Genomic DNA, 20737 nt, shown 5'->3' with positions numbered 1-20737 from the left:
CGTAGGCGGCGTGGTGCTTGTCGTGGTGCAGCTCCATGATCTTGCCGCTGATGTGCGGCTCCAGGGCGCTGTAGTCGTAGGGCAGGTCAGGAAGCGTGTAGACAGCCATGCTGAGTTACCTCCGGTTGCTTGCCGCACGTCGTAGCCGGCGTGCGGTGGGACGTCGTCGAGCGCTGGACGACCGGTCGGGCTCACCGGCCGGGGATGACGACGGCCCGCGCACCACCCCGAGCGATCGGGAGAGAGGTGCGCGGGCCACCGTTCCAGCCTGCAGGAGACTCAGTGCTCCCGCTCGACGGTTCCAGACCCCGAGACCAGCTCGGGGGTGTCGTGGGCCGGCTCGAGCTCGTCGTGCTCGCCGTGCGCATGCGCCGCGGCCAGCTCGGCCGGGGTCACCGGCTCCACTCGGTCCTCGTAGAAGAACCGCGACAGCTTCTGCCAGCGCCGGTCCTCCTTGTAGCCCTTGCGCTTGACGCCACGAGCGTCCGTCGCAGGCTCGATCTCTAGCGGGCGGTGCGGGTCGTAGTTCACACGGAGCCAGCGCTCCTGGTCGTCGAGCGGGCGGTGGACCTCGATGTACTCGCCGTTCGCGAACCTCACGATGCGACCCGTCTCGTGACCGTGCAGCACGAGCTCGCGATCCTTGCGCTGCAGGCCGATGCAGATCCGCTTCGTGATCCAGAAGGCGAAGACCGGGCCGACGAAGAACAGCACGCGGAAGACCCAGGTGATCGTGTTGATCGACAGGGAGAACTGCGTGGCGATCAGGTCGTTCGAGCCGGCGAGCGCCAGGATGACGAACGCCGTGAGGAACGCGACGCCGAGGCCGGTGCGGGTGGGCACGTTGCGGGGCCGGTCGAGCACGTGGTGCTCGCGGTGGTCGCCGGTCACCTTCGCCTCCACGAAGGGATACACGAACAGGAACGTGAACAACAGGCCCGGGATGATGACCGCCGGGACGAGGATGTTCAGCGAGAGCGTGTAGTCGCCCCACGTGACGATCTCGGCCTGACCTGGCATGAGGCGCAGCGATCCCTCGAGGAACAGCATGTACCAGTCAGGTTGAGCGCCTGCTGAGACGGGGGAGGGGTCGTACGGCCCGTAGTTCCAGACGTTGTTGATCGCCATCGTGCCGCCCATCAGGGCCAGCACGCCGAAGATGATGAAGAAGTTGCCGCCCATCTTCGTGGCGAACGCCGGGACCGCGGGGTAGCCGACGACGTTGTTGTCGGTGCGGCCGCCGCCCGGGTACTGGGTGTGCTTGTTCAGCACCATGAGGAACAGGTGCACGCCGATGAGCGCCAGGATCAACGCAGGCACCAGCAGGATGTGCACCGTGAACAGGCGCGGAATGATGTGCTCGCCCGGGAACTCGCCGCCGAAGACGAAGTACGACAGGTACGACCCGATGATCGGGATCGACTTGATGACGCCGTCGGTGATGCGCAGGCCGTTGCCGGAGAGCACGTCGTCCGGCAGCGAGTAGCCGGAGAAGCCGGCGAGGAGGCTCAGGATCAGCAGCGTGGTGCCCACGAGCCAGTTCAGCTCGCGCGGCTTGCGGAACGCGCCGGTGAAGAACACGCGCATCATGTGCACCACGATGCCGGCGACGAAGATCAGCGCCGACCAGTGGTGGATCTGCCGCATCAGCAGGCCACCGCGCACCTCGAACGACATGTCGAGCGTCGACGAGAAAGCCACGGACATCAGCTGGCCGTCCATGGTGACCGGCGGACCGTGGTACGTGGTCAGCGCCATCGACGGGTCGAAGAACATCGCCAGGAAGACGCCGGAGATGAGCAGCACGACGAACGAGAACAGCGCGATCTCGCCGAGCATGAAGGACCAGTGATCGGGGAAGACCTTGCGGACGAGCTGCTTCGCGAGCACGCCGATCTTGGTCCGCTGGTCGAGGAAGTCGGCGGTCTTGCCGATCGCGGTCGTCGGCTCCGCCGCTGCAGTGGGGGGAGTGGTCGTCGTGCTCACTTCAGGCGCTCCCAGTAGCTCGGACCGATGGGCTCGTTGAAGTCGTCCTCAGCTACAAGATACCCCTCGTCGTCGACGGTGATGGGCAGCTGCGGCAGCGGGCGCTTGGCCGGACCGAAGACCACCTTCGCGCCGTCCGCGACGTCGAACGTCGACTGGTGGCACGGGCACAGCAGGTGGTGCGTCTGCTGTTCGTAGAGGGCGACCGGGCACCCGACGTGGGTGCAGACCTTCGAGTAGGCGACGATCCCGTCGTACGACGCGCCCTCGCGCTGGTCGCGCTTGAGATCGCGCGGGTCGAGGCGCACGAGCAGCACGATGGCCTTGGCCTTCTCGGTGATCCACTCGTGCGACTCGCGCTCCTCGGCGGACACGTCGGGCATGACCTGCGCCACGGAGCCGACGGTGAGGTCGGAGGCCTTGATCGGGCGGCCGGACGGGTCGTAGGCGAGCCGGCGGCCGTTCTTCCAGATCGTGTACCGGAAGCTGCCGACGTCCCAGTTGCCGCCGACGCTCGAGACGAGCGGCACGGCGATGGTCAGCGGGAACAGGGCGAGCGCGGACACGACCGCGCCCTTGAGCATGGGGCGCCGGGCGATCCCGGAGTCCTCGAGCCCGTCCTTGAACTGGGTGGCGACGACCCCGCGGACCTCGTCCGAGCTGCTGCTCGGGTGCCGCTCCTCGACGTACTCCTTGCTGGACATCAGCGTCTTGGCCCAGTGCACGGCTGCAAAGCCGATGCCGAACAGGGAGACGGCGAGGGCGACGCCGAGCAGCACGGTCGAGGTGCGCACGCCGGGCGTGGTGCCGTCCGGCCGCACGGCGAAGTAGGCGACCAGTGAGGCGATGGTGCCGAGGCAGGAGATCGCGAACAGCAGGACGACGATCCGTTCGCTGCGCTTCGCGGCCTTGGGGTCGATGTCCGCCAGGCGGTGCTTGTGCGGGGGGACCCCGGGGTCGGCGAAGTGGTCGGTCTGCGCGACCGTCCCGTTGCCGTCGTGCTGGGTCACGTCCTGGGACGGGCCCTGGGGGTTCTGGTTCTCGCTCACGAGGACTTTGCTCCGATCCACACCGCGGCGCCGATGATCAGCCCGATGCCGATGATCCAGGCCCACAGGCCCTCACTGACAGGGCCGAGCGAACCGAGGGCGAGGCCGCCGGCCGAGCCCTCGTCCTGCACGTCGAGGAACGCGATGATGTCGCGCTTCTCGTCGGGGGCGATGTTGGCGTCGTTGAACACCGGCATCGACTGCGGGCCGGTGAGCATGGCCTGGAAGACGTTGCGGCTCGACGTGTCGAACAACGGTGGCGCGAACTTGCCCTCCGAGAGGGCGCCGCCGGCGCCGACGGCGTTGTGGCACATCGCGCAGTTGGTGCGGAACAGGGCCATACCGTTGGCGGGGTCACCCAGGCTCCCGTCGACCTGTACGTCGGTGGGGATGGCCGGCCCGGCGCCGAGGGACGCGACGTACGCGGCGAGCGCGGCGGTCTGCTCCTCATTCATCTGCGGGGGCTTGGCCTCGGCCTGGGGGCCGTCCATCTGCATGGGCATACGGCCCGTGGAGACCTGGAAGTCGACCGCGGCCGCGCCCACGCCGATCAGCGAGGGAGCCTGGGAGGTGCCCTCGGCGTTCTTGCCGTGGCAGGTGGCGCAGTTGGCCTGGAAGAGCTTCTTCCCGGTCTCGATATCCGCGGTGCTGGCGGTGTCGGCCTGGGCAGGGCTCGGGGCCAGGGCGGCGTAGACGCCGCCCGTGACCAGCAGCGCCAGCAGCAGCAGCACGACCGGGGCCAGCCGGTGGTGCCTGCGGGCGGCGAGTGCCTTCACGAAATGATCCTCGTCTCGCAGATCGAAGGTGCAGGGTCTGAGGCCGGCTCCGACGCCGGCTGGGGGTTCATTGCAACAGGTAGATGACCGCGAAGAGCGCGATCCACACCACGTCGACGAAGTGCCAGTAGTAGGACGTGACGATCGCGGTGGTCGCCTCGTGGTGGCCGAAGTTTCGGGCGGCGAACGAACGGCCCAGCAGGAACAGGAAGGCGAAGAGCCCGCCCAGGACGTGCAGACCGTGGAAGCCGGTGGTCAGGTAGAAGACCGACCCGTAGGCGCTCGAGGAGATCGTCAGGCCGTTGTGCACGAGCTCGGTGTACTCGAAGATCTGGCCGCCGATGAAGAAGGCGCCCATCAGGTAGGTGAGCGTCATCCACTCGTTCATGCCCCACCGGTTGACCTGCAGGATGGAACCGGTGCGCGCCGGCTTGAACCGCTCGGCGGCCCACACGCCCATCTGGCACGTCACCGAAGACAGCACCAGCACGGTGGTGTTGATCGCGGAGAGGGTGACGGTGAGCTTTTCGGCCTCGGCGGCCCACTCGGCCTCGGGCATCACCGAGCGCACGGTGAAATACATCGCGAAGAGGCCCGCGAAGAACATCAGCTCGCTCGCGAGCCAGACGATCGTCCCGACCGACACGGGGTTCGGACGGTTGACGCTCACGTGCTGGTGGGCATGGGGGGCAGCAGCCGTTGCGGTCGACACGTGAGCCATTATGGCCGATATAGCGTCGCTTCGAGCCACTCGGGCGGGCGCTTCGCGAACACCATGTCCACAGGATCTGCGGAAACTCGCCACTCTGCCGCTACGAGATGACGCATTCAGGGAGAGTGCCAGTAAAAGACCACGTTTGGCGGCTGACCGAGGTGACGCGGGTGTGCCACGATGCCAGCAAACATCGACGTCCGAGGGCCGCGCGGTCGCAACGGGCGTCCTGTCCGTGCCCGAAGCCGTGCACGTCCTTGAAGGGAAGCCTCGATGACGGAACAGACGACCCAGCGCCCGACCAGCCCGGCCCCGGGGGGCAGGAACCCGCGGGTGCTGCTGTACAGCGATGACCGGACGGTCCGCGAGCAGGTGCGGACTGCCGTCGGCCCGCGGCTGCGGGCCCACGCACCCGAGATCGCGTGGGCCGAGGTCGCGACGGCCGCCGCGCTCGTCGCCGCGGCGGACCGCGGAGGCTGGGACCTGCTGGTGCTCGACGGCGAGACGGACAAGGCCGGCGGCATGGGCCTGTGCCGGCAGCTCAAGAACGAGGTGTACCGCTGCCCGCCCGTCGTGGTCCTCACCGGCAGGCCGGACGACGGGTGGCTAGCATCGTGGTCGCTCGCCGACGCCGTGGTGGCACGGCCGCTCGACGCCATCGAGCTGCAGCGCACCGTGGCCGGCCTCCTGACCGCAGCCGCCTGACCCGCCGACCGGGGCGACACGTCCCCGTCGGCGGGTGCTCGGCACCGACCGAAGGGACCACCGTGGCCACCACCGACCCGGCATCCGAACCCACCTGGCCCGGCATCCTCACCGAGCTGGTCGGCGGGCGCGACCTGACCTCCCGGGAGACGGCGTGGGCCATGGACGAGGTGATGTCGGGCGAGGTGCCGCCGACCCGGCTCGCGGGCTTCCTCGTCGGGCTGCGGGCCAAGGGGGAGACCGCCGCGGAGCTGACCGGGCTGGCGGACGCGATGCTCGCGCACGCCACGCGGATCGAGGTCCCCGGCCGGACGGTGGACATCGTCGGGACGGGTGGCGACCGTCACCGCACGGTGAACGTGTCGACCATGGCCGCGGTCGTTCTCGCGGGGACCGGCCTGCGGGTCGTCAAGCACGGCAACCGGGCCGCGTCCTCCTCGTCCGGCTCGGCCGACGTGCTCGAGGCGCTGGGGGTCCGGCTGGACCAGGAACCGGGACGGGTCGCGGCCCTGGCCCGTGAGGTGGGCATCACCTTCTGCTTCGCGGGGCTCTTCCACCCCTCGATGCGGCACGCCGCGGTGGCGCGGCGCGACCTCGCGATCGCGACCGCCTTCAACTTCCTCGGCCCGCTCACCAACCCGGCGCAGCCCGGGTCGACGGCCGTGGGGTGCGCGGACGCGCGGATGGCCCCCCTGATGGCGGGGGTGTTCGCGGCGCGGGGTATCGACGCACTGGTGTTCCGCGGCGACGACGGGCTCGACGAGCTCGCCGCCACCGGCGGCGCCACCGTGTGGGAGGTGCGCGAGGGCCGGGTGCGTGAGGAGCGGCTCGACGCGGCGGAGGAGCTCGGGCTGCGCCGGATCGAGGTGGCCGACCTGCGGGGGGCCGACGCGGAGCACAACGCGGGCGTGGCGCGCGCCGTGCTCGACGGCACGGACCAAGGGGCGGTGCGGGAGACCGTGCTGCTCAACGCCGCGGCCGCGGTCGTGGCGGACGGGAGCCTGCCGGGGACGGCGTCGGGGTCGCTCGCGGAGCGGCTCGCCGCTGGACTCGGGCACGCGGCCCGCAGCGTGGACGACGGCGCCGCGGCGGAGGTGCTGGAGCGCTGGGTGGCCGCGACGCGGGCCTGACAGGTGCCGGTCGTCCGTGCCGGGCGTCGAGGTCAGTCGTCGAGGCCGAGGGCGAACGCCTGCTCGAGGTCCACGTGGGAGTAGGTGCGGAAGGCGATGAGCGTCTCGGTGTGGACCACGCCGGGGATCTTGCTGATCCCGTCGGCGATGACGTCGGCCAGCTCCTCGTGCTCGCGCACCCGCACCATGGCGACCAGGTCGGCCTTGCCGGTGACGGAGTAGACCTCGCTGATCCCCTTGAGGTCGGTGACCTGGGTGGCGACCTCGGGGATCTGGTCGGCCTCGGTGTCGATGAGCACGATCGCGGTCAGCATGCGGTCATCGTAGCCACGCTGCCCGCGACCGTGCCTGCGACAGTCGACGAGACCGTCGAGAGGTCGACGTGCGCGGCGGCCGAGCGCACCGGGCACGTCCACGGGCCGCTCACGTGCACGAGGCGTACGCCGGGCTGCTCGAGCCACGCGATCACGAGCGCCGCCTCCTCGGGGTGGCAGGCCGGCGCCGGGGGCACCGCCGGGGGCACGTCCTCCGCCGTCGCCCGCAGCGCGTCGACCACGGGCAGGGGGTCCTCGTCCGGCCCGGTGACCGCCGTCGCTGCCAGGCGTGCGTGCTTCACGACGACGAGCTCCCACCCGCCCGCGGCCGTGGGGAGCGCCGCGACCAGCTCGGCGCACCGCGCGACCGGGTCGAGGCGCTGGGCGCGCGCCGCGCCCTGCACGAAGGCGCGGAGCCGATGCGTCACCCGCCCGGCCTCCTCGAACCGCTCCTGCGCCGCGAGCCGGCCGACCCGCGCCGCGAGGGCGTCGACGACGACGGAGGGGTCCGACGTCAGCGCCGAGCGGGCCATGGCCGCGACGTCGTCGTACGACGTGTCCGCGTCCTCCGTGGCGACGCAGGGCGCCGAGCACCGCCCCATCCCCGCCAGCGCGCACGGGCTGCCGGCGGTCCGCGTCACCCGAGGCAGGCGGGCGGTGCACTGCCGCAGCGGGAGTGCGTCGTGCAGCGCCTCGACCGCGGCGAGTGCGGCCTGTCGTGACGGGTACGGGCCGATGTGCGGCGTGCCGGCGCGCACGTCGCGCACGACGGACAGCCGCGGGTAGGCCTCGTCGGTGAGGCGGACCCAGGACTGGCGCTCGGGATGCTTGGAACGTCGGTTGTAGCGCGGCGCGTGCTCGGCGATGAGGCGCAGCTCGCGCACCTGGGCCTCGAGCGGCGTGGCGCACACGACCGGCGTGACGGCGTGGGCGATCCGTACCATCTCGGTGATGCGGCCGCGCTTCTCGGCGGCGGTGAAGTACGACCGCACGCGCTTGCGGAGGTTCGTCGAGGTGCCGACGTACAGCACCTCGTCGCCTGGCCCGCGGAACAGGTAGACGCCGGGCGCCTCGGGGAGCCCGTCGGCGAGGGTGCGCTTGCGCCGCACGTCCGGGGGCACCGGGTCGGCCGCGGTGGCGAGGTCCTCCAGGTGCGTGATGCCCAGGGGCGCCAGCCGCTCGAACAGGGCGTGGAGCACGTCGACCGTTGCGCGGGCGTCGGCGAGCGCGCGGTGGTCGGGTGTGACCCGGGCGCGGAAGAGCGCCGCCAGGGTCGACAGCTTGTGGTTCCGGGCCTCCTCCCGCGTGACGACCCGTCGCGCCAGCGGGACGGTGTCGACCACGCGGAACCCGGGCCACTCGTACCCCAGGCGTTCGCATGCGGCCCGGAGGAAGCCGACGTCGAACGGCGCGTTGTGCGCCACCAGCACGGCGTCCCGGGCGAACTCGAGGAAGCTCGGGAGCACGAGCTCGATCGACGGGGCCGTGGCCACCATCGAGGTCGTGATGCCGGTGAGGCGGGCGACGAACGCCGGGACCGCGTGGCCGGGGTTCACGAGCGACTGCAGCTCGCCGAGCACCTCGCCACCGCGGACCTTCACCGCGCCGATCTCGGTGATGCCGCCGTCCGCCGTCCGGCCGCCCGTGGTCTCGAGGTCGACGACGACGAACGTGACGTCCCGCAGCGGGGTGCCGAGGTCCTCGAAGGACGGCTGGACGGAGGTGGTGCTCGGCATGTCCCGCAACCTAGTCACGGGGTACGACAACGACGAGAACGCTCAACCAGCGCTCGGTCAGCTCGCGGACTTCTGCCGGGTGTCCACGTAGAGATCGTCGATCTCGGCCGCGAAGTCCTTGACGAAGATGTGCCGGCGGACGCTCTGCTTGGGCGTGAGGTAGCCGTTCTCGACCGTGAGGTCGCCCGGCAGCACCGCGAACTTGCGGATCGACTCCGCCTTCGACACGGCCTGGTTGGCCCGGGTGACGGCCGCGTCGATCGCCGCGAGCACGTCCGGGTCGGTGGCCGCCTGATCGGGCGTCAGCTCCGGCTTGCCGTGCATCTTGAGCCAGCCGGGCAGGCCCTCGGCGTCGAGGGTGATCAGGGCACCGATGAACGGGCGGTTGTCGCCGACGACCACGCACTGGCTCACCAGGGCGTGCGCACGGATGCGGTCCTCGAGCATCGCCGGTGCGACGTTCTTGCCGCCCGCCGTCACGATGATCTCCTTCTTACGACCCGTGATGGTGAGGAACCCGTCGTCGTCGAGGGCGCCGAGGTCGCCGGTGCGGAACCAACCTTCCTCGAAGGCCTCCGTGGTGGCCTCGTGGTTGTTGTGGTAGCCGCGGAAGACCTGGAGCCCGCGCAGCAGCACCTCGCCGTCCGCGGCGATCTTCGCGCTGCACCCGGGCAGCTGGAGGCCGACCGACCCGATCTTGGTGGCCTGGGGGCGGTTCACGCTGGTGGGGGCCGTGGACTCGGTAAGGCCGTAGCCCTCGAGGATCGTGAGGCCGAGCCCGCGGAAGAAATGGCCGAGACGTTCGCCCAGGGGGCCGCCGCCTGAGACGGCGTACTGCGCCTGCCCGCCCAGCACGGCACGCAGCTTGGTGTACACGAGGGCGTCCGCGACCTTGTGCTGCAGCCGCAGCCAGGGCGACGGCCCGCCCGCGGTGTCCAGGGCGCGGGAGTAGGCGATCGCCGTCGCGGCCGCCCAGTGGAAGATCTTCAGCTTGCCGCCGGAGGCGGCGCTCTGCTCGGCGGCGTTGTAGATCTTCTCGAAGACGCGCGGCACCGCGAGGATGTACGTCGGGCGGAACGCGCCGAGTCCCGCGGTGACGGTCTTGAGGTCGGACCAGTGGCCAAGCACGGTGCCGCTCGCGATCGCGAGGATCTCGATGTACCGGGCGAAGACGTGGGCCAGGGGGAGGAAGAGCAGGGTGCGCCCGCCGTCCTTGAAGACCTCGGGGGCCGCCGCGACGCCGTTGACCGCGAGCAGGGCGAGGTTGCCGTGGGTGATCTCGGCGCCCTTGGGGGTGCCGGTGGTGCCCGAGGTGTAGATGAGCGTCGCCACGTCGGCGAGGTCCGCCAGGCCGCGGCGGCGCGCGATCTCCTCGTCGGGGACCTCCGCACCGGCGGCGGTCAGGGCGGCGATGGCCCCGTCGTCGAGCCTGAGCACCTCCCGCAGCGCCGGGGCACGGTCGGAGACCTCGGCGACCGTCGCAGCCAGGCCGGAGTCCTCGACGACGAGGACCGTGATCGCCGAGTCGGTGAGGATCCACTCCACCTGCTCGGCGGCGGACGTCTCGTAGATCGGCACGGGCACGGCGCCGGCCGCCCACGCCGCGAAGTCGAGCAGCGTCCACTCATAGCTCGTGTGTGCCATGATCCCGACCGGGTCGCTCGGCTGCACGCCCTTCGCCACGAGGCCCTTCGCGACGGCCACCACCTCGGCGTCGAACTGGGCCCCGGAGACCGTCTCCCAGCCGTCGCCGGCGGGGCGCTCGGCAAGGGCGGCACGCGGGTCCCTCGCCACGCGGGTGGCGAGGAGATCGTTGAGGTTCGACGTCGCAGGCAGCTCGACCGCCTGCGGGGTGGTGATCTCGTCCATGCTGACTCCATCGTCCATGCTCAGTGCATTGGCCAAGGGGCTCGTTCCCCGGCCGTCACGATACCGGGTCTCAGGAGAGATCTGGGACACGGTTCGGTGACGGTCGCGCGTCGCACCTCCATGGTCCTGATGGCTATTCTGGTCCATGCGCGCACCGCGCGCTCCCGTCCTGCGAGGGCGACCGGGGAGATGCGCCGTGCGGACGGGGCGTCCTGACACAGAACGCGAGGTTCCTGCATGCACGCCATCGGAGTCGACATCGGCGGCACCAAGATCGCCGTCGGCGTGGTGGACGAGGCGGGCAGGATCCTGGCGAAGGTCCGGCGCGAGACCGTCGCAGACGACGTCGCGAGCATCGACCACGCGATCGCCGACGCGTGCGCCGAGCTGGCCAAGGAGCACGAGGTCGGCGCCATCGGCCTCGCCGCGGCCGGCTTCGTCAGCCCCGACCGCCGTTCGGTGCTCTTCGCCCCGAACATCGCGTGGCGCGAGTACCCGCTCGCCGAGCGGATCGAGGGGCTCCTCGACCTCGACGTCCCGGTCGTGGTGGAGAACGACGCCAACGCCGCCGGCTGGGCCGAGTTCCGGTTCGGCGCGGCCCGCGACGCGACCGACATGCTCATGCTCACGGTGGGCACCGGGCTCGGCGGCGCGATCGTCGTGGACCGCGAGCTGGTGCGCGGCAAGTGGGGCGTGGCCGCCGAGGTCGGGCACATGCGCGTGGTGCCCGGCGGGCACTACTGCGGCTGTGGGCACGAGGGCTGCTGGGAGCAGTACGCGTCGGGCACGGCGCTCGTGCGGGACGCCAAGCAGGCCGCGATCGCCCAGCCGGTGCGCGCCGCCCGGCTGCTGGAGCTCGCCGGCGGCGATGTCGACGACATCGAGGGGCCGCACGTCACGCAGGCGGCGCAGGACGGCGACGGGCTCGCGCTCGAGCTGCTCGCCACGCTGGGCCGGTGGATCGGCGAGGGGTCGGCGTCTGTCGCCGCCCTGCTCGACCCGGAGCTCTTCGTGATCGGCGGCGGCGTGGGCGCGGCGGGGGACCACCTCCTGCTCCCCGTGCGCAAGGCGTACGAGGCGCAGCTCTCCGCGCTGGGGCACCGCCCGGTGGCCCAGATCGAGCTGGCCGAGCACGGCAACGAGGCCGGCATCATCGGCGCCGCGGAACTCGCACGCAGCTGATCCGCGTCCGGTCGTGGTGCCGGACGCCGCGCCGGCCGTCAGGGACGGGTCAGACGACGGCCCCCGTGCCGTGGTCGTCGGGGTCGCGGCGGTGCGGCATACGCCAGAGCAGCACCCCGAGCCCGGCGAGGAAGAGCCCGCCGGCCACCGGCCCTGACCAGGCGGGCAGGAGGAGCCCGGGTACCGCGGCGCGCACGACGACGGACACCACCGTGAGCAGCGGGATCCCGATCACGAGGGCCCACGCGAGGGTCAACACGGGGTCGCGGGAGAGCACCGGCTCGGGCTCCGGCGGCGTGAAATGAGACTCCGTTTCATCCAGGGCCTCGACCTCGGGCGTGGTGGGCCAGTCTCGTGGGCCGGTCCCCACGGCGGGCGGCGCGGTGCTCGAGCGCTGGTCCGAGGCGTCGACCGAACCGTCGGCGACCGAACCGTCGGCGCCGAACGCCGTGGTGGTGGCCTCGCCCGTGGCGTCGTCCCGTGCCGAGGGCCCGTCCAGCGAGCCGAGCTGCGCGACGATGTCCGCCCAGCGCGCCTCGACGGCGTCGTCCGGCAGGTCGTCGTCCGGCAGGTCCGGTTCGGCGTCCGGGTTCGGTGCGGGCATGGGTTCACTCTATTGTCGTGGGCGATGCTTCGTGACCGGCGGCGACGCCCGCCCGCGCCACGGACCTTCGCGGGCGGACCGCAGACCGGGGCGCTGCTGAGATGGGCCGACGATGGGCGAGGAGGACCGTTGTTCTACTGGGTGATGAAGAACGTGCTGGTAGGGCCGTGGCTCCGGCTGGCGTTCCGCCCCTGGACGAAGGGCGTCGAGAACATCCCGTCCTCGGGTCCGGCGATCCTGGCGAGCAACCACCTCGCCGTCATCGACTCGTTCGTGCTCCCGCTGGTGCTGGACCGCCAGGTCCAGTTCCTGGGCAAGTCGGACTACTTCACCGGCGGCGGCGTCCGCGGCCGGGTCGTGGCCGGGTTCATGCGCGGCGTCGGCACGATCCCCGTCGACCGTGCGGGTGGCAAGGCGAGCGAGGCGGCCCTGCGCACGGGGCTGCGGGTGCTGGACGAGGGCGACCTGTTCGGCATCTACCCGGAGGGCACGCGCAGCCCCGACGGGCGGCTCTACCGCGGCAAGACCGGCGTCGCCCGGCTGGCGCTCGAGTCGGGAGCGCCCGTGATCCCCGTGGCGATGGTGGGCACGGACGTGGCCCAGCCGCTGGGCCGGGCGATCCCGCGACCGATGCCGATCGGCATCGTCTTCGGAGAGCCGCTCGACTTCAGCCGGTACCGCGGGATGGAGGGCGACCGGTTCGTGCTGCGGTCCGTGACCGACGAGATCATGTACGCGATCCTGCGGCTCAGCGAGCAGGAGTACGTCGACATGTACGCCGCCACGATGAAGGCGCGCCTCGCCGCGGCGGCGCAGTACCCGGAGCCGCCGAAGCAGCCGCCCGAGCAGCCGCCCACACAGCCGGCCCCAGAGGCCTGACGGAGGCCGCCGGCCCCTGCGGCGGCGGGCTCCTCAGCTGACGGTGAGCCGGAGCCACGCGTCGGGCGGCAGCTTCGGGCGGCCCGGGACGGCGCGGTGCTCGAGCGACCAGCGCTCGCCCGCGACGTCGGTCGCGACCCGTGGCCAGAACGCCGCGGCGGGGGCGTTGGCGTCCTGGTACGCGATCTCCCACGGGCCGGGCACCGTCCGGAGCACGTCGCCGGCGAACTGTCGTCCCACGCGGTGGCGTCGTGCCGCCCGCACCACGAAGAACGCGGAGAGCACGCGGGCGCCGCTGTCGGATCTGCCGTCGTGCCCGCGGACCAGCGCGAACGCCACCGGCCGGCTGTCGCGGGACTCGGCCAGGTGCGCGCTCCAGCCGGCGGCGCGGCCGTCGTCGAGCGCGGTGCGGAGCCGCTCGTCGCGGAAGCGGCCGTCGACCCTCGGCAGCTCGCCGGTGACGTCGGACAGGTCGTGGCGGAACATCAGCCACAGCCGCTCGAGGACGTCGCCGTCGGCCGCCGTCGCGTGGCGGACACGAATCGGGCCGAAGGGGGCTGGGGCATCGGGCGCGGGGGAGCCGAGGGCGGCGTCGGGGGCGGCCTGGGGCACGGGTCGAGAGTTCGTCATACGCAAGAGCCTCCCGACGCCGGACAGGCGGGGAGGCTCTCAGACATCATCGCACGCGACAGGCCGTGGCGCCGCCGCCGGGTCGTCCGGCGGACGGTCGCCCCGCCGCGGGACCCGGTGCTCCTAGGATGGGCATGCTGTTCGTCCCCCACCGAGAGGTAGCACCTGTCATGTCGGTTCGTCGCGTGGCGCTCCTGACCGCCGGCGGCTTCGCGCCCTGCCTGTCCTCCGCTGTCGGCGGCCTCATCGAGCGCTACACGGAGCTCGATCCGTCGATCGAGATCATCGCCTACCAATACGGCTACCACGGCCTGCTGACGGGCACGAAGATCGTCATCGACGAGGAGGGTCGCCAGCAGGCCGGCATCCTGCACCGCTTCGGCGGCTCGCCGATCGGCAATTCCCGCGTCAAGCTCACCAACGCTGCCGACTGCGTGAAGCGCGGCCTGGTCCAGGAGGGTGAGAACCCGCTGGAGGTCGCCGCCGAGCGGCTCAAGTCCGACGGCGTCGACGTGCTGCACACGATCGGCGGCGACGACACGAACACCACGGCGGCGGACCTCGCGGCCTACCTCCACGACAACGGCTATGAGCTCACCGTCGTGGGGCTGCCGAAGACGATCGACAACGACGTCGTGCCGATCCGCCAGTCGCTCGGCGCGTGGACCGCGGCCGAGGAGGCCGCCGGGTTCGCGGCGAACATCATCGGCGAGCACCGCTCCGGCCCGCGCATGCTCATCGTGCATGAGGTCATGGGCCGGCACTGCGGCTGGCTCACGGCGGCCGCCGCGAAGGAATACCGCAAGTGGCTCGACGCGCAGGAGTGGGCCCCGGCCCTCGGCCTGACGAAGGAGCGCTGGGACGTGCACGCCGTCTTCCTGCCGGAGCTCGAGCTCGACATCGACGCCGAGGCGACCCGCCTGCGTGCCGTGATGGACGAGATCGGCAACGTCAACATCTTCCTGTCCGAGGGCGCGGGCATGAACGAGATCGTCGAGCAGCTCGAGGCGGCCGGCGAGGAGGTGCCGCGCGACCCGTTCGGGCACGTCAAGCTCGACACGATCAACCCGGGCCAGTGGTTCGCGAAGCAGTTCGCCGAGAAGCTGGGTGCCGAGAAGGTCATGGTGCAGAAGTCGGGCTACTACTCGCGCGCCGCGGCCGCGAACGCCGAGGACCTGCGCCTCATCAAGTCGATGACCGACCTGGCCGTCGAGTGCGCGCTGCGCGGCGAGGCCGGCGTCATCGGCCACGACGAGGAGGACGGCGACCGGCTGAAGGCGATCGCGTTCCCGCGCATCGCCGGCGGCAAGGCGTTCGACGTCTCGGTGCCGTGGTTCGGCGAGATCCTCGACGCCACCGGCCAGTCGCGGGTGCCGGCGAAGCCCGCCGCGCACTGACGCCGCGCCCCGCAGCAACGAGGCAGGAGCCGCCCGCATGACCACCGCCGTCGACACCGTGGCGCCCGGGAGCGACCCCGAGGGCCTCGACCGCTTCCGGGCGCTCGAGGCGCGCCAGCAGCCCGTGTGGCCCGACGCCGGGGCGCTCGCCGCGGTGGCGGGCCGGCTCTCCGAGGCCGCGCCCCTGGTGGTGCCGGCCGAGGCGCGGCGGCTCACGGAACGCCTCGCCGCGGCCGGCCGCGGCGAGGCGTTCCTCCTGCAGGGCGGCGACTGCGCCGAGACGTTCGCCGACGCGAACGCGACCAGGATCCGCAACAAGATGCGCACGATCCTGCAGATGGCGGTGGTGCTCACCCACGGGGCGAGCACGCCCGTGGTGAAGATGGGCCGGCTGGCCGGGCAGTATGCCAAGCCGCGCTCGTCGGACTCCGAGACACGGGACGGCGTCACGTTCCCCGCCTATCGCGGCGACATGGTCAACGGCCACGAGTTCACCCTCGAGTCCCGCACCCCGGACCCGCGCCGCCTCGAGCAGGCGTACCGGATCTCGTCCGCCACGGCCAACGTCGTGCGGGCGTTCACGCAGGGCGGCCATGCCGACCTGCGCCGGGTGCACGAGTGGAACCGCGGCTTCATGCGCAACCCCGCGTACTCCCGCTACGAGCGCACGGCGGCCGAGATCGACCGGGCGATCCGGTTCATGGACGCCTGCGGGGCCGATTTCGACGCGCTGCGCACCGTCGAGTTCTACCTCAGCCACGAGGCGCTCATCCTCGACTACGAGCGGGCGCTCACGCGCGTCGACACCCGCACGGGGCAGGCGTACGCCACGTCGGCCCACTTCCTGTGGATCGGCGAGCGCACCCGCCAGCTCGACGGCGCGCACGTAGAGTTCCTGTCCCGCGTCGCCAACCCGATCGGCGTCAAGCTCGGGCCGACGACGACCCCCGACGACGCGATCTCCCTCGCGGGGCGGCTCAACCCGGGCAACGTGCCCGGCCGGCTGACCTTCGTCACCCGGATGGGCGCCGCACGGGTCCGCGACGTGCTGCCCGAGGTGGTCGAGGGGGTCACCGCGGCCGGCGTCACCGCGACCTGGGTGACCGACCCGATGCACGGCAACACGATCACGTCGGACAGCGGGTACAAGACCCGGCGGTTCTCCGACGTGCTGGACGAGGTGACGGGCTTCTTCGAGGTGCACCGCGCGCTCGGCACCGTGCCCGGCGGGCTGCACATGGAGCTCACCGGCGACGACGTCACCGAGGTGCTGGGCGGCAGCGAGGAGATCGACGACGCGGGCCTGGCCCTGCGGTACGAGACGCTCGTCGACCCCCGGCTCAACCACCAGCAGTCGCTCGAGATGGCCTTCCGCGTCGCGGAGATGCTCACGAGCTGGTGACCGGCCCGTGCCCCCGCGGGTGGTTCACCACACGGTGAGCGTCACGGTGCTGCCCTTGGGGGCCTTGCCGGTGGTGTCCTGGAAGCGCACCGTGTCCAGCAGGCCGCCGAGGTAGGCGTTCTCCTCGACCTTGAGGCCGGCCCTCTCGAGCGCCTTGCGCGCCGCGTCCGTGTGCTTGCCGACCACGTTCGGCACCTCGACGAGGGGCGGGCCCTGCGAGATCGTCAGGGTCACCGTGTCGGTGCGGTGGGCGTTCGCCCCCTGCTCGGGGTCCTGCGCCAGGACGTGGCCCTTCGGCACGTCCTCGGAGTACTCCGGGTCGCCGGTCTTCACGACGAGACCCAGCCCCTCGAGGTCGGCGACGGCCTGGTCCTTCGGCTTGCCCACCTCCTGCGGCACCTGGACCGGGGCGGGGCCGTCGGAGACGGTGAGCCCGACCACCATGTCGTGCCGCTGGCGCGACCCCTCGTCCACGGAGAGGTCGAGGACGACGCCGGCCTCGGCCTCGTCGTCGTGCGCCCGCTCCGGGGTACCGACGGTGAAGCCGGCGCTCGTCAGCACTGCGGCCGCCTCCCGGCGGTCGGCCCCGACGAGCCCGTCGGGCACGGTGAGCATCTGGACCCCGCGGGACACGACCAGCTCGACCGACCCGTCGTCGCGCACCCGCTCACCCGGTGCCGGCACGGTGGTCACCACGGACCCCTCGGGGACGTCGTCGTCGAACTCCCGGCTCGTCGTCGTGCCCAGGCCCGCCTGCTCGAGCGCGGTCTGCGCGTCCTCGACGGGCACGCCGGCCACGCCGGTCGGCACGGACGTCCACGCTCCCGGCCCGTCGGTGAACCACCACCAGGTGCCGCCCCCGCCGCCGGCCAGGACCAGCAGCAGCACCAGGGACCAGACGACGGCGCGGCGGCGGCGCGGCGCGGGCCGCCGGTAGGCCTCCGTGGGCTGCTCGACGAGGCGGTCCGTCGGCTGCGCGCCGGCGGTGGGGGAGATCTCCTGGAAGAACGCCGTGGGGATCTCGTCCACCGCGCCGGTGCCGTCGGCTCCCGGCGCGGGGTCGTCGTCCGCCGTCGGCGCCTCGACGGCGTCGGGCGCACCCGTCGGGGCGGGCGGCTCGGCGCGCCGGTCGAGCACCTCGACGCCGAGGGCGGCGCGCAGGGCCTCGACGGCGTCGAGCGCGACGCCTGCGTCGGTCGGCCGGAGCCGGGGGGCGCGGGCGGTGAACGACGCGACGAGCGCGTCGAGGTCCGCCGGGAGCCAGTCCACGCGCTCCGACGGCGCGGGGAGGTCCTCGTGCACGTGGTGGAAGGCCACCTGGATCGGGGTCTCGCCCGGGTAGGGGAGCGTGCCCGTGAGGAGCTCGTACGCGAGCACGCCCACGGCGTAGACGTCGGTGCGGGCGTCGCAGCCACCGCTGGTGATCACCTCGGGGGCGAGGTAGGCGACGGTCCCGAGGACCGTGCCCGTCGCGGTGGAGGTGACCTCGGTGACGGCGCGCGCGAGGCCGAAGTCCGCGACCTTCACGCGCCCGCCGGGGGCCGGCGCACCGTCGGCCTGTCCGTCGTTCTGCCCGGCGCTCTGCTCGGCCCCGACGACGAGCACGTTCTCGGGCTTCACGTCCCGGTGCACGAGCCCCTTGTGGTGCGCGGCGGCGAGCGCGGCCAGCACCTGCGCGAGGACATCGAGCGTGCGCCGCACCGACAGGGCGCCCGAGTCGTGCAGCTCCCGGCGCAAGTTGCTGCCGGGCACGTACTCCATCGCGAGGTAGCTGGTGTCGCCGTCCATGCCCTGGTCGTAGACGGCGACGACGCCGGGGTGGCTCAGGCGGGCCGCGGCGCGCGCCTCGCGCCGGAACCGCGAGACGAAGGCGGCGCCGTCCACGCCGTCCGCGAGGTGGGGGTGCATCACCTTGATCGCGACCTCGCGGTCCAGGCGACGGTCGGTGGCGCGATACACGGTGGCCATGCCGCCGCGGGCGACGCGCGCGACGATCTCGTACCGCCCGTCGACCAGGCGGCCGAGCATCGGATCGGTCGTCGTGATGGCCACGCGACGAGTGTAGGGGCGCCCTGTTCGCCAGGCCCGTAGGCTGGCCCCGTGAGTGAAACGCACGCGCCGGAGCCCGGCAGCCATCCCGACGACCGCACCGCCCTTGAGTCCCTCGTGGACGAGTGGCTGACCCTGCCCGATGTCGCGGAGGCGCTCGGCATCGAGCTGGGCAAGGCTCGGAGACTGGTCTCCGAGCGCACCCTCGTCGGGATCAAGCGGGGCGAGCGGAACACGTTCCAGGTGCCCGCGGCGTTCCTTGTCACCGACGAGGGCAAGCCGCACGTGCTCAGCACGCTGCGCGGCACGGTGATGCTGCTCTCCGACGCCGCCCTCGACGACGCCGAGATCCTGCGGTGGCTGTTCGAGACCGAGCCGACGATCGGTCGCCCGCCCATCGAGGACCTGCTGGCGGGCCGCCGCGGCGAGGTGCGACGGGTGGCGCAGGCGCTGCTCTGACCTGGCCGCCAGACCTGGCCGCCAGACTGGCTGCCCGCGCGCCGTCAGGCGGCGCGATCGACGGCGGCGCGTGCGAGGTCGAGCAGCACGGTCCGTCCCGGCTCGGCGAGCTCGGCCGCCCCGAGAGCGTCGAGCGCGCCGTCCGCCAGGGAGCCGATGAGCGTCTCGACCGCGTCGAGCGCGCCGGAGCCCGCGATCACGCCGCGCAGCCGCTCGACGGTCACGTCCGTCAGCTCGGGGTCCCCGAGCCGCGCGACGAGCAGGTCGCGATCCGCCGGGCTCGCAGCCGCCATCGTGCGGGCCACGAGCACCGTGCGCTTGCCCTCCCGCAGGTCGTCGCCCGCGGGCTTGCCGGTGAGGGCGGTGTCGCCGAACACGCCCAGCACGTCGTCCCGGAGCTGGAACGCCTCGCCGAGCGGCAGCCCCGCGGCCGAGACGGCCTCCGCCCGGCCGGGGGCGGCGCCGGCGAGCAGGGCGCCGAGCACGAGGGGGCGCTCCACCGAGTAACGGGCCGACTTGGCACGCAGCACCGTGCGGGCGCGGTCCTCGTCGGTCGCGGGATCGAGGCCCCACGGCTCGGCCTGCACGAGGACGTCGAGGTACTGGCCCACGACCACCTCGCTCTGCATCGCGTCGAACAGCGCCCGCGCGGCCGCGGCCCGGTCCGCCGGGAGCTCGGCGACCGCCGACGCGATCTCCCGCTGGCAGGCCACGAGGCAGAGGTCGCCGAGCAGGATGGCGGCTGCCGTACCGAAGCGTTCGGCGGACCCCGCCCAGCCGGCCGTGTCGTGGCGTGCTTCGAAGGCACGGTGGGCGGTGGGCCGGCCGCGTCGCGTGTCGGACGCGTCCATGACGTCGTCGTGCAGCAGCGCGGCCGCTTGGAAGAGCTCGAGGGCGGCGCCCGCCCGCACGACGGCATCCCGCTCGGCGCCGACCGCCGGCCCGCCGTGCGCCCGGAAGGACCAGTAGCAGAACGCGGCGCGTAGGCGCTTGCCGCCGCGCAGCAGCACCGCCGCCTGGTCGGTCAGGGCGGTCGCGGACCCGCCGATGGTGGCGACCTCCGCTGCGAGCTCCGCGAGGTGGCGCTCGACCTCCGAGTCGACGTCGTTCCGGAGGTTCTCGAGGTCGACCGGTGCGGGTGCGGAGGGCATGTCGTCAGCCTAAGCGTCAGCGACGACGACCGATCCGCTCACCGTGACCAGCCGGCGGTCGTCGTCGTCGAGGACCCCGAGCGTGACGGACTCCACGACGGGGTCCCCGCCCTTCTTCTTCCCCTTCGGCGCCGACTCGCGGCCGAACGTGGTCTGCGCCGTCAACCCGGTGAAGGTCGACGAGCCGGACTCGGTGAACCCCGCCTTGCGCAAGGGCTTCGCGAGCTGGTCGAGCACCTCCTGGGCGCTCCGGTCCGTGGCCAGGTTGAGGGTGACGTCCGTGAGCGTGCCCTCGCCGGGGGTCGCCGAGCTGGCGAGCACGGTGGCGTCGTCGGGGGCGCCGAGGAGGTCGCGGGGGAACCCTTTCGCGTAGCCGCCGACTGCCGTGCCCGGGTCGAAGGTGGGCAGTGCCGTCCCGGCGTCCGGCTCCGCCGTCGGGCTCGCTGACGCCCCGGGCTCGCCGGCGCCGCGCACCCCGACTCCCGAGCCGTCCGTCGCCGGGGGGTCGTCCCCCGCAGCGCCGGCGCCGGGGAGGAGGCCGCATCCCGACACAGCGAGAAGGGTCGCCGCGGCGGCCGCCGCGGCGACGTGCGCGACCCTCGGTGCGGAGCGGTGTCGCCGGGCGTGCGACCGGCGGGGGAGCGTGGGCACGGCGCCCACCGTAGCGGCCCGCCGGCGCCGGACCGACCCCGACCGCCCGCCCGCCA

The 20737-nt window shown here is 72.6% G+C and carries 19 protein-coding genes and 1 pseudogene; 7 read left to right on the top strand and 13 right to left on the bottom strand.

What is annotated here, in order from left to right; translation table 11 throughout:
• The 5 genes and pseudogenes from AC1C2V_RS17910 to ctaE form a co-directional block, all read right to left on the bottom strand.
• Window positions 1–109: pseudogene (locus AC1C2V_RS17910) on the bottom strand (superoxide dismutase); the annotation flags it as partial.
• A 170-nt stretch (window positions 110–279) separates the two neighbouring features.
• Window positions 280–1986 carry a cytochrome bc1 complex cytochrome b subunit gene (qcrB, locus tag AC1C2V_RS17905; protein ID WP_495390996.1) on the bottom strand — a complete coding sequence of 569 codons (1707 nt, stop codon included), beginning with the start codon at window positions 1984–1986 and terminating at the stop codon, window positions 280–282.
• Window positions 1983–3035, bottom strand: coding sequence for a cytochrome bc1 complex Rieske iron-sulfur subunit (gene qcrA / locus AC1C2V_RS17900; protein ID WP_495390995.1), 1053 nt, complete (start codon window positions 3033–3035; stop codon window positions 1983–1985). The genes qcrB and qcrA overlap by 4 nt, the downstream gene beginning before the upstream one ends.
• On the bottom strand, window positions 3032–3811 hold the full coding sequence (qcrC, locus tag AC1C2V_RS17895; protein ID WP_495390994.1) for a cytochrome bc1 complex diheme cytochrome c subunit: 780 nt from the start codon (window positions 3809–3811) through the stop codon (window positions 3032–3034). Before qcrC ends, qcrA begins: the two co-directional genes overlap by 4 nt.
• Before the next feature lie 67 nt (window positions 3812–3878).
• A complete protein-coding gene (gene ctaE / locus AC1C2V_RS17890) occupies window positions 3879–4532 on the bottom strand; it encodes an aa3-type cytochrome oxidase subunit III (protein ID WP_495390993.1) in 654 nt (217 codons plus the stop codon).
• A 264-nt stretch (window positions 4533–4796) separates the two neighbouring features.
• On the opposite strand from ctaE, the gene AC1C2V_RS17885 reads away from it, so the two are divergent.
• Window positions 4797–5228 carry a response regulator gene (locus AC1C2V_RS17885; protein ID WP_495390992.1) on the top strand — a complete coding sequence of 144 codons (432 nt, stop codon included), beginning with the start codon at window positions 4797–4799 and terminating at the stop codon, window positions 5226–5228.
• A 62-nt stretch (window positions 5229–5290) separates the two neighbouring features.
• Window positions 5291–6358, top strand: a complete 1068-nt coding sequence (gene trpD, locus AC1C2V_RS17880; RefSeq protein ID WP_495390991.1) for an anthranilate phosphoribosyltransferase — start codon at window positions 5291–5293, stop codon at window positions 6356–6358.
• A gap of 32 nt (window positions 6359–6390) precedes the next feature.
• Here the strand turns inward: trpD and AC1C2V_RS17875 are convergent, their stop codons facing one another.
• Genes AC1C2V_RS17875 through AC1C2V_RS17865 form a run of 3 tightly spaced genes read right to left on the bottom strand, consistent with a single transcriptional unit; the run spans window position 6391 to window position 10277 of the window.
• Complete coding sequence (locus AC1C2V_RS17875; RefSeq protein ID WP_495390990.1) at window positions 6391–6672, bottom strand: Lrp/AsnC family transcriptional regulator; 282 nt, start codon at window positions 6670–6672, stop codon at window positions 6391–6393.
• Window positions 6666–8408, bottom strand: coding sequence for a DEDD exonuclease domain-containing protein (locus AC1C2V_RS17870; protein ID WP_495390989.1), 1743 nt, complete (start codon window positions 8406–8408; stop codon window positions 6666–6668). The genes AC1C2V_RS17875 and AC1C2V_RS17870 overlap by 7 nt, the downstream gene beginning before the upstream one ends.
• Before the next feature lie 57 nt (window positions 8409–8465).
• A complete protein-coding gene (locus tag AC1C2V_RS17865; RefSeq protein ID WP_495390988.1) occupies window positions 8466–10277 on the bottom strand; it encodes an AMP-dependent synthetase/ligase in 1812 nt (603 codons plus the stop codon).
• A 237-nt stretch (window positions 10278–10514) separates the two neighbouring features.
• On the opposite strand from AC1C2V_RS17865, the gene AC1C2V_RS17860 reads away from it, so the two are divergent.
• The gene (locus AC1C2V_RS17860; RefSeq protein WP_495390987.1) at window positions 10515–11459 is read left to right on the top strand and encodes an ROK family glucokinase; all 945 of its coding nucleotides are present in this window, start codon (window positions 10515–10517) and stop codon (window positions 11457–11459) included.
• Between the two features lie 49 nt (window positions 11460–11508).
• Here AC1C2V_RS17860 and AC1C2V_RS17855 read toward each other — a convergent pair whose 3' ends face one another.
• A complete protein-coding gene (locus tag AC1C2V_RS17855; protein ID WP_495390986.1) occupies window positions 11509–12063 on the bottom strand; it encodes a hypothetical protein in 555 nt (184 codons plus the stop codon).
• A gap of 129 nt (window positions 12064–12192) precedes the next feature.
• Between AC1C2V_RS17855 and AC1C2V_RS17850 the strand changes: the two genes are divergently transcribed.
• Window positions 12193–12942 carry a lysophospholipid acyltransferase family protein gene (locus tag AC1C2V_RS17850; protein ID WP_495390985.1) on the top strand — a complete coding sequence of 250 codons (750 nt, stop codon included), beginning with the start codon at window positions 12193–12195 and terminating at the stop codon, window positions 12940–12942.
• A gap of 33 nt (window positions 12943–12975) precedes the next feature.
• On the opposite strand, the gene AC1C2V_RS17845 is transcribed toward AC1C2V_RS17850, so the two are convergent.
• Window positions 12976–13572, bottom strand: coding sequence for a GNAT family N-acetyltransferase (locus tag AC1C2V_RS17845; RefSeq protein ID WP_495390984.1), 597 nt, complete (start codon window positions 13570–13572; stop codon window positions 12976–12978).
• 170 nt (window positions 13573–13742) lie between these two features.
• Here AC1C2V_RS17845 and AC1C2V_RS17840 point away from each other — a divergent pair, with 170 nt between their 5' ends.
• Together AC1C2V_RS17840 and AC1C2V_RS17835 are read left to right on the top strand one after the other, a co-directional pair.
• The gene (locus tag AC1C2V_RS17840; RefSeq protein WP_495390983.1) at window positions 13743–14969 is read left to right on the top strand and encodes a pyrophosphate--fructose-6-phosphate 1-phosphotransferase; all 1227 of its coding nucleotides are present in this window, start codon (window positions 13743–13745) and stop codon (window positions 14967–14969) included.
• 37 nt (window positions 14970–15006) lie between these two features.
• Window positions 15007–16371: a class II 3-deoxy-7-phosphoheptulonate synthase gene (locus tag AC1C2V_RS17835; RefSeq protein ID WP_495390982.1), complete on the top strand. Its 1365-nt coding sequence runs from the start codon at window positions 15007–15009 to the stop codon at window positions 16369–16371.
• A gap of 24 nt (window positions 16372–16395) precedes the next feature.
• Here AC1C2V_RS17835 and pknB read toward each other — a convergent pair whose 3' ends face one another.
• Window positions 16396–18423, bottom strand: coding sequence for a Stk1 family PASTA domain-containing Ser/Thr kinase (gene pknB / locus AC1C2V_RS17830; RefSeq protein ID WP_495390981.1), 2028 nt, complete (start codon window positions 18421–18423; stop codon window positions 16396–16398).
• A gap of 48 nt (window positions 18424–18471) precedes the next feature.
• Here pknB and AC1C2V_RS17825 point away from each other — a divergent pair, with 48 nt between their 5' ends.
• Window positions 18472–18879, top strand: a complete 408-nt coding sequence (locus AC1C2V_RS17825) for an Rv2175c family DNA-binding protein (RefSeq protein ID WP_495390980.1) — start codon at window positions 18472–18474, stop codon at window positions 18877–18879.
• A gap of 44 nt (window positions 18880–18923) precedes the next feature.
• On the opposite strand, the gene AC1C2V_RS17820 is transcribed toward AC1C2V_RS17825, so the two are convergent.
• Together AC1C2V_RS17820 and AC1C2V_RS17815 are read right to left on the bottom strand one after the other, a co-directional pair.
• On the bottom strand, window positions 18924–20030 hold the full coding sequence (locus AC1C2V_RS17820) for a polyprenyl synthetase family protein (protein ID WP_495390979.1): 1107 nt from the start codon (window positions 20028–20030) through the stop codon (window positions 18924–18926).
• A gap of 9 nt (window positions 20031–20039) precedes the next feature.
• Entirely contained in the window at window positions 20040–20681 is a 642-nt protein-coding gene (locus AC1C2V_RS17815; protein WP_495390978.1) for a hypothetical protein, read from the bottom strand.
• Window positions 20682–20737 lie beyond the last annotated feature (56 nt).

It is taken from the genome of Isoptericola sp. Y541, from assembly GCF_059445465.1.
This window is presented reverse-complemented; position numbering and strand designations above follow the sequence as displayed.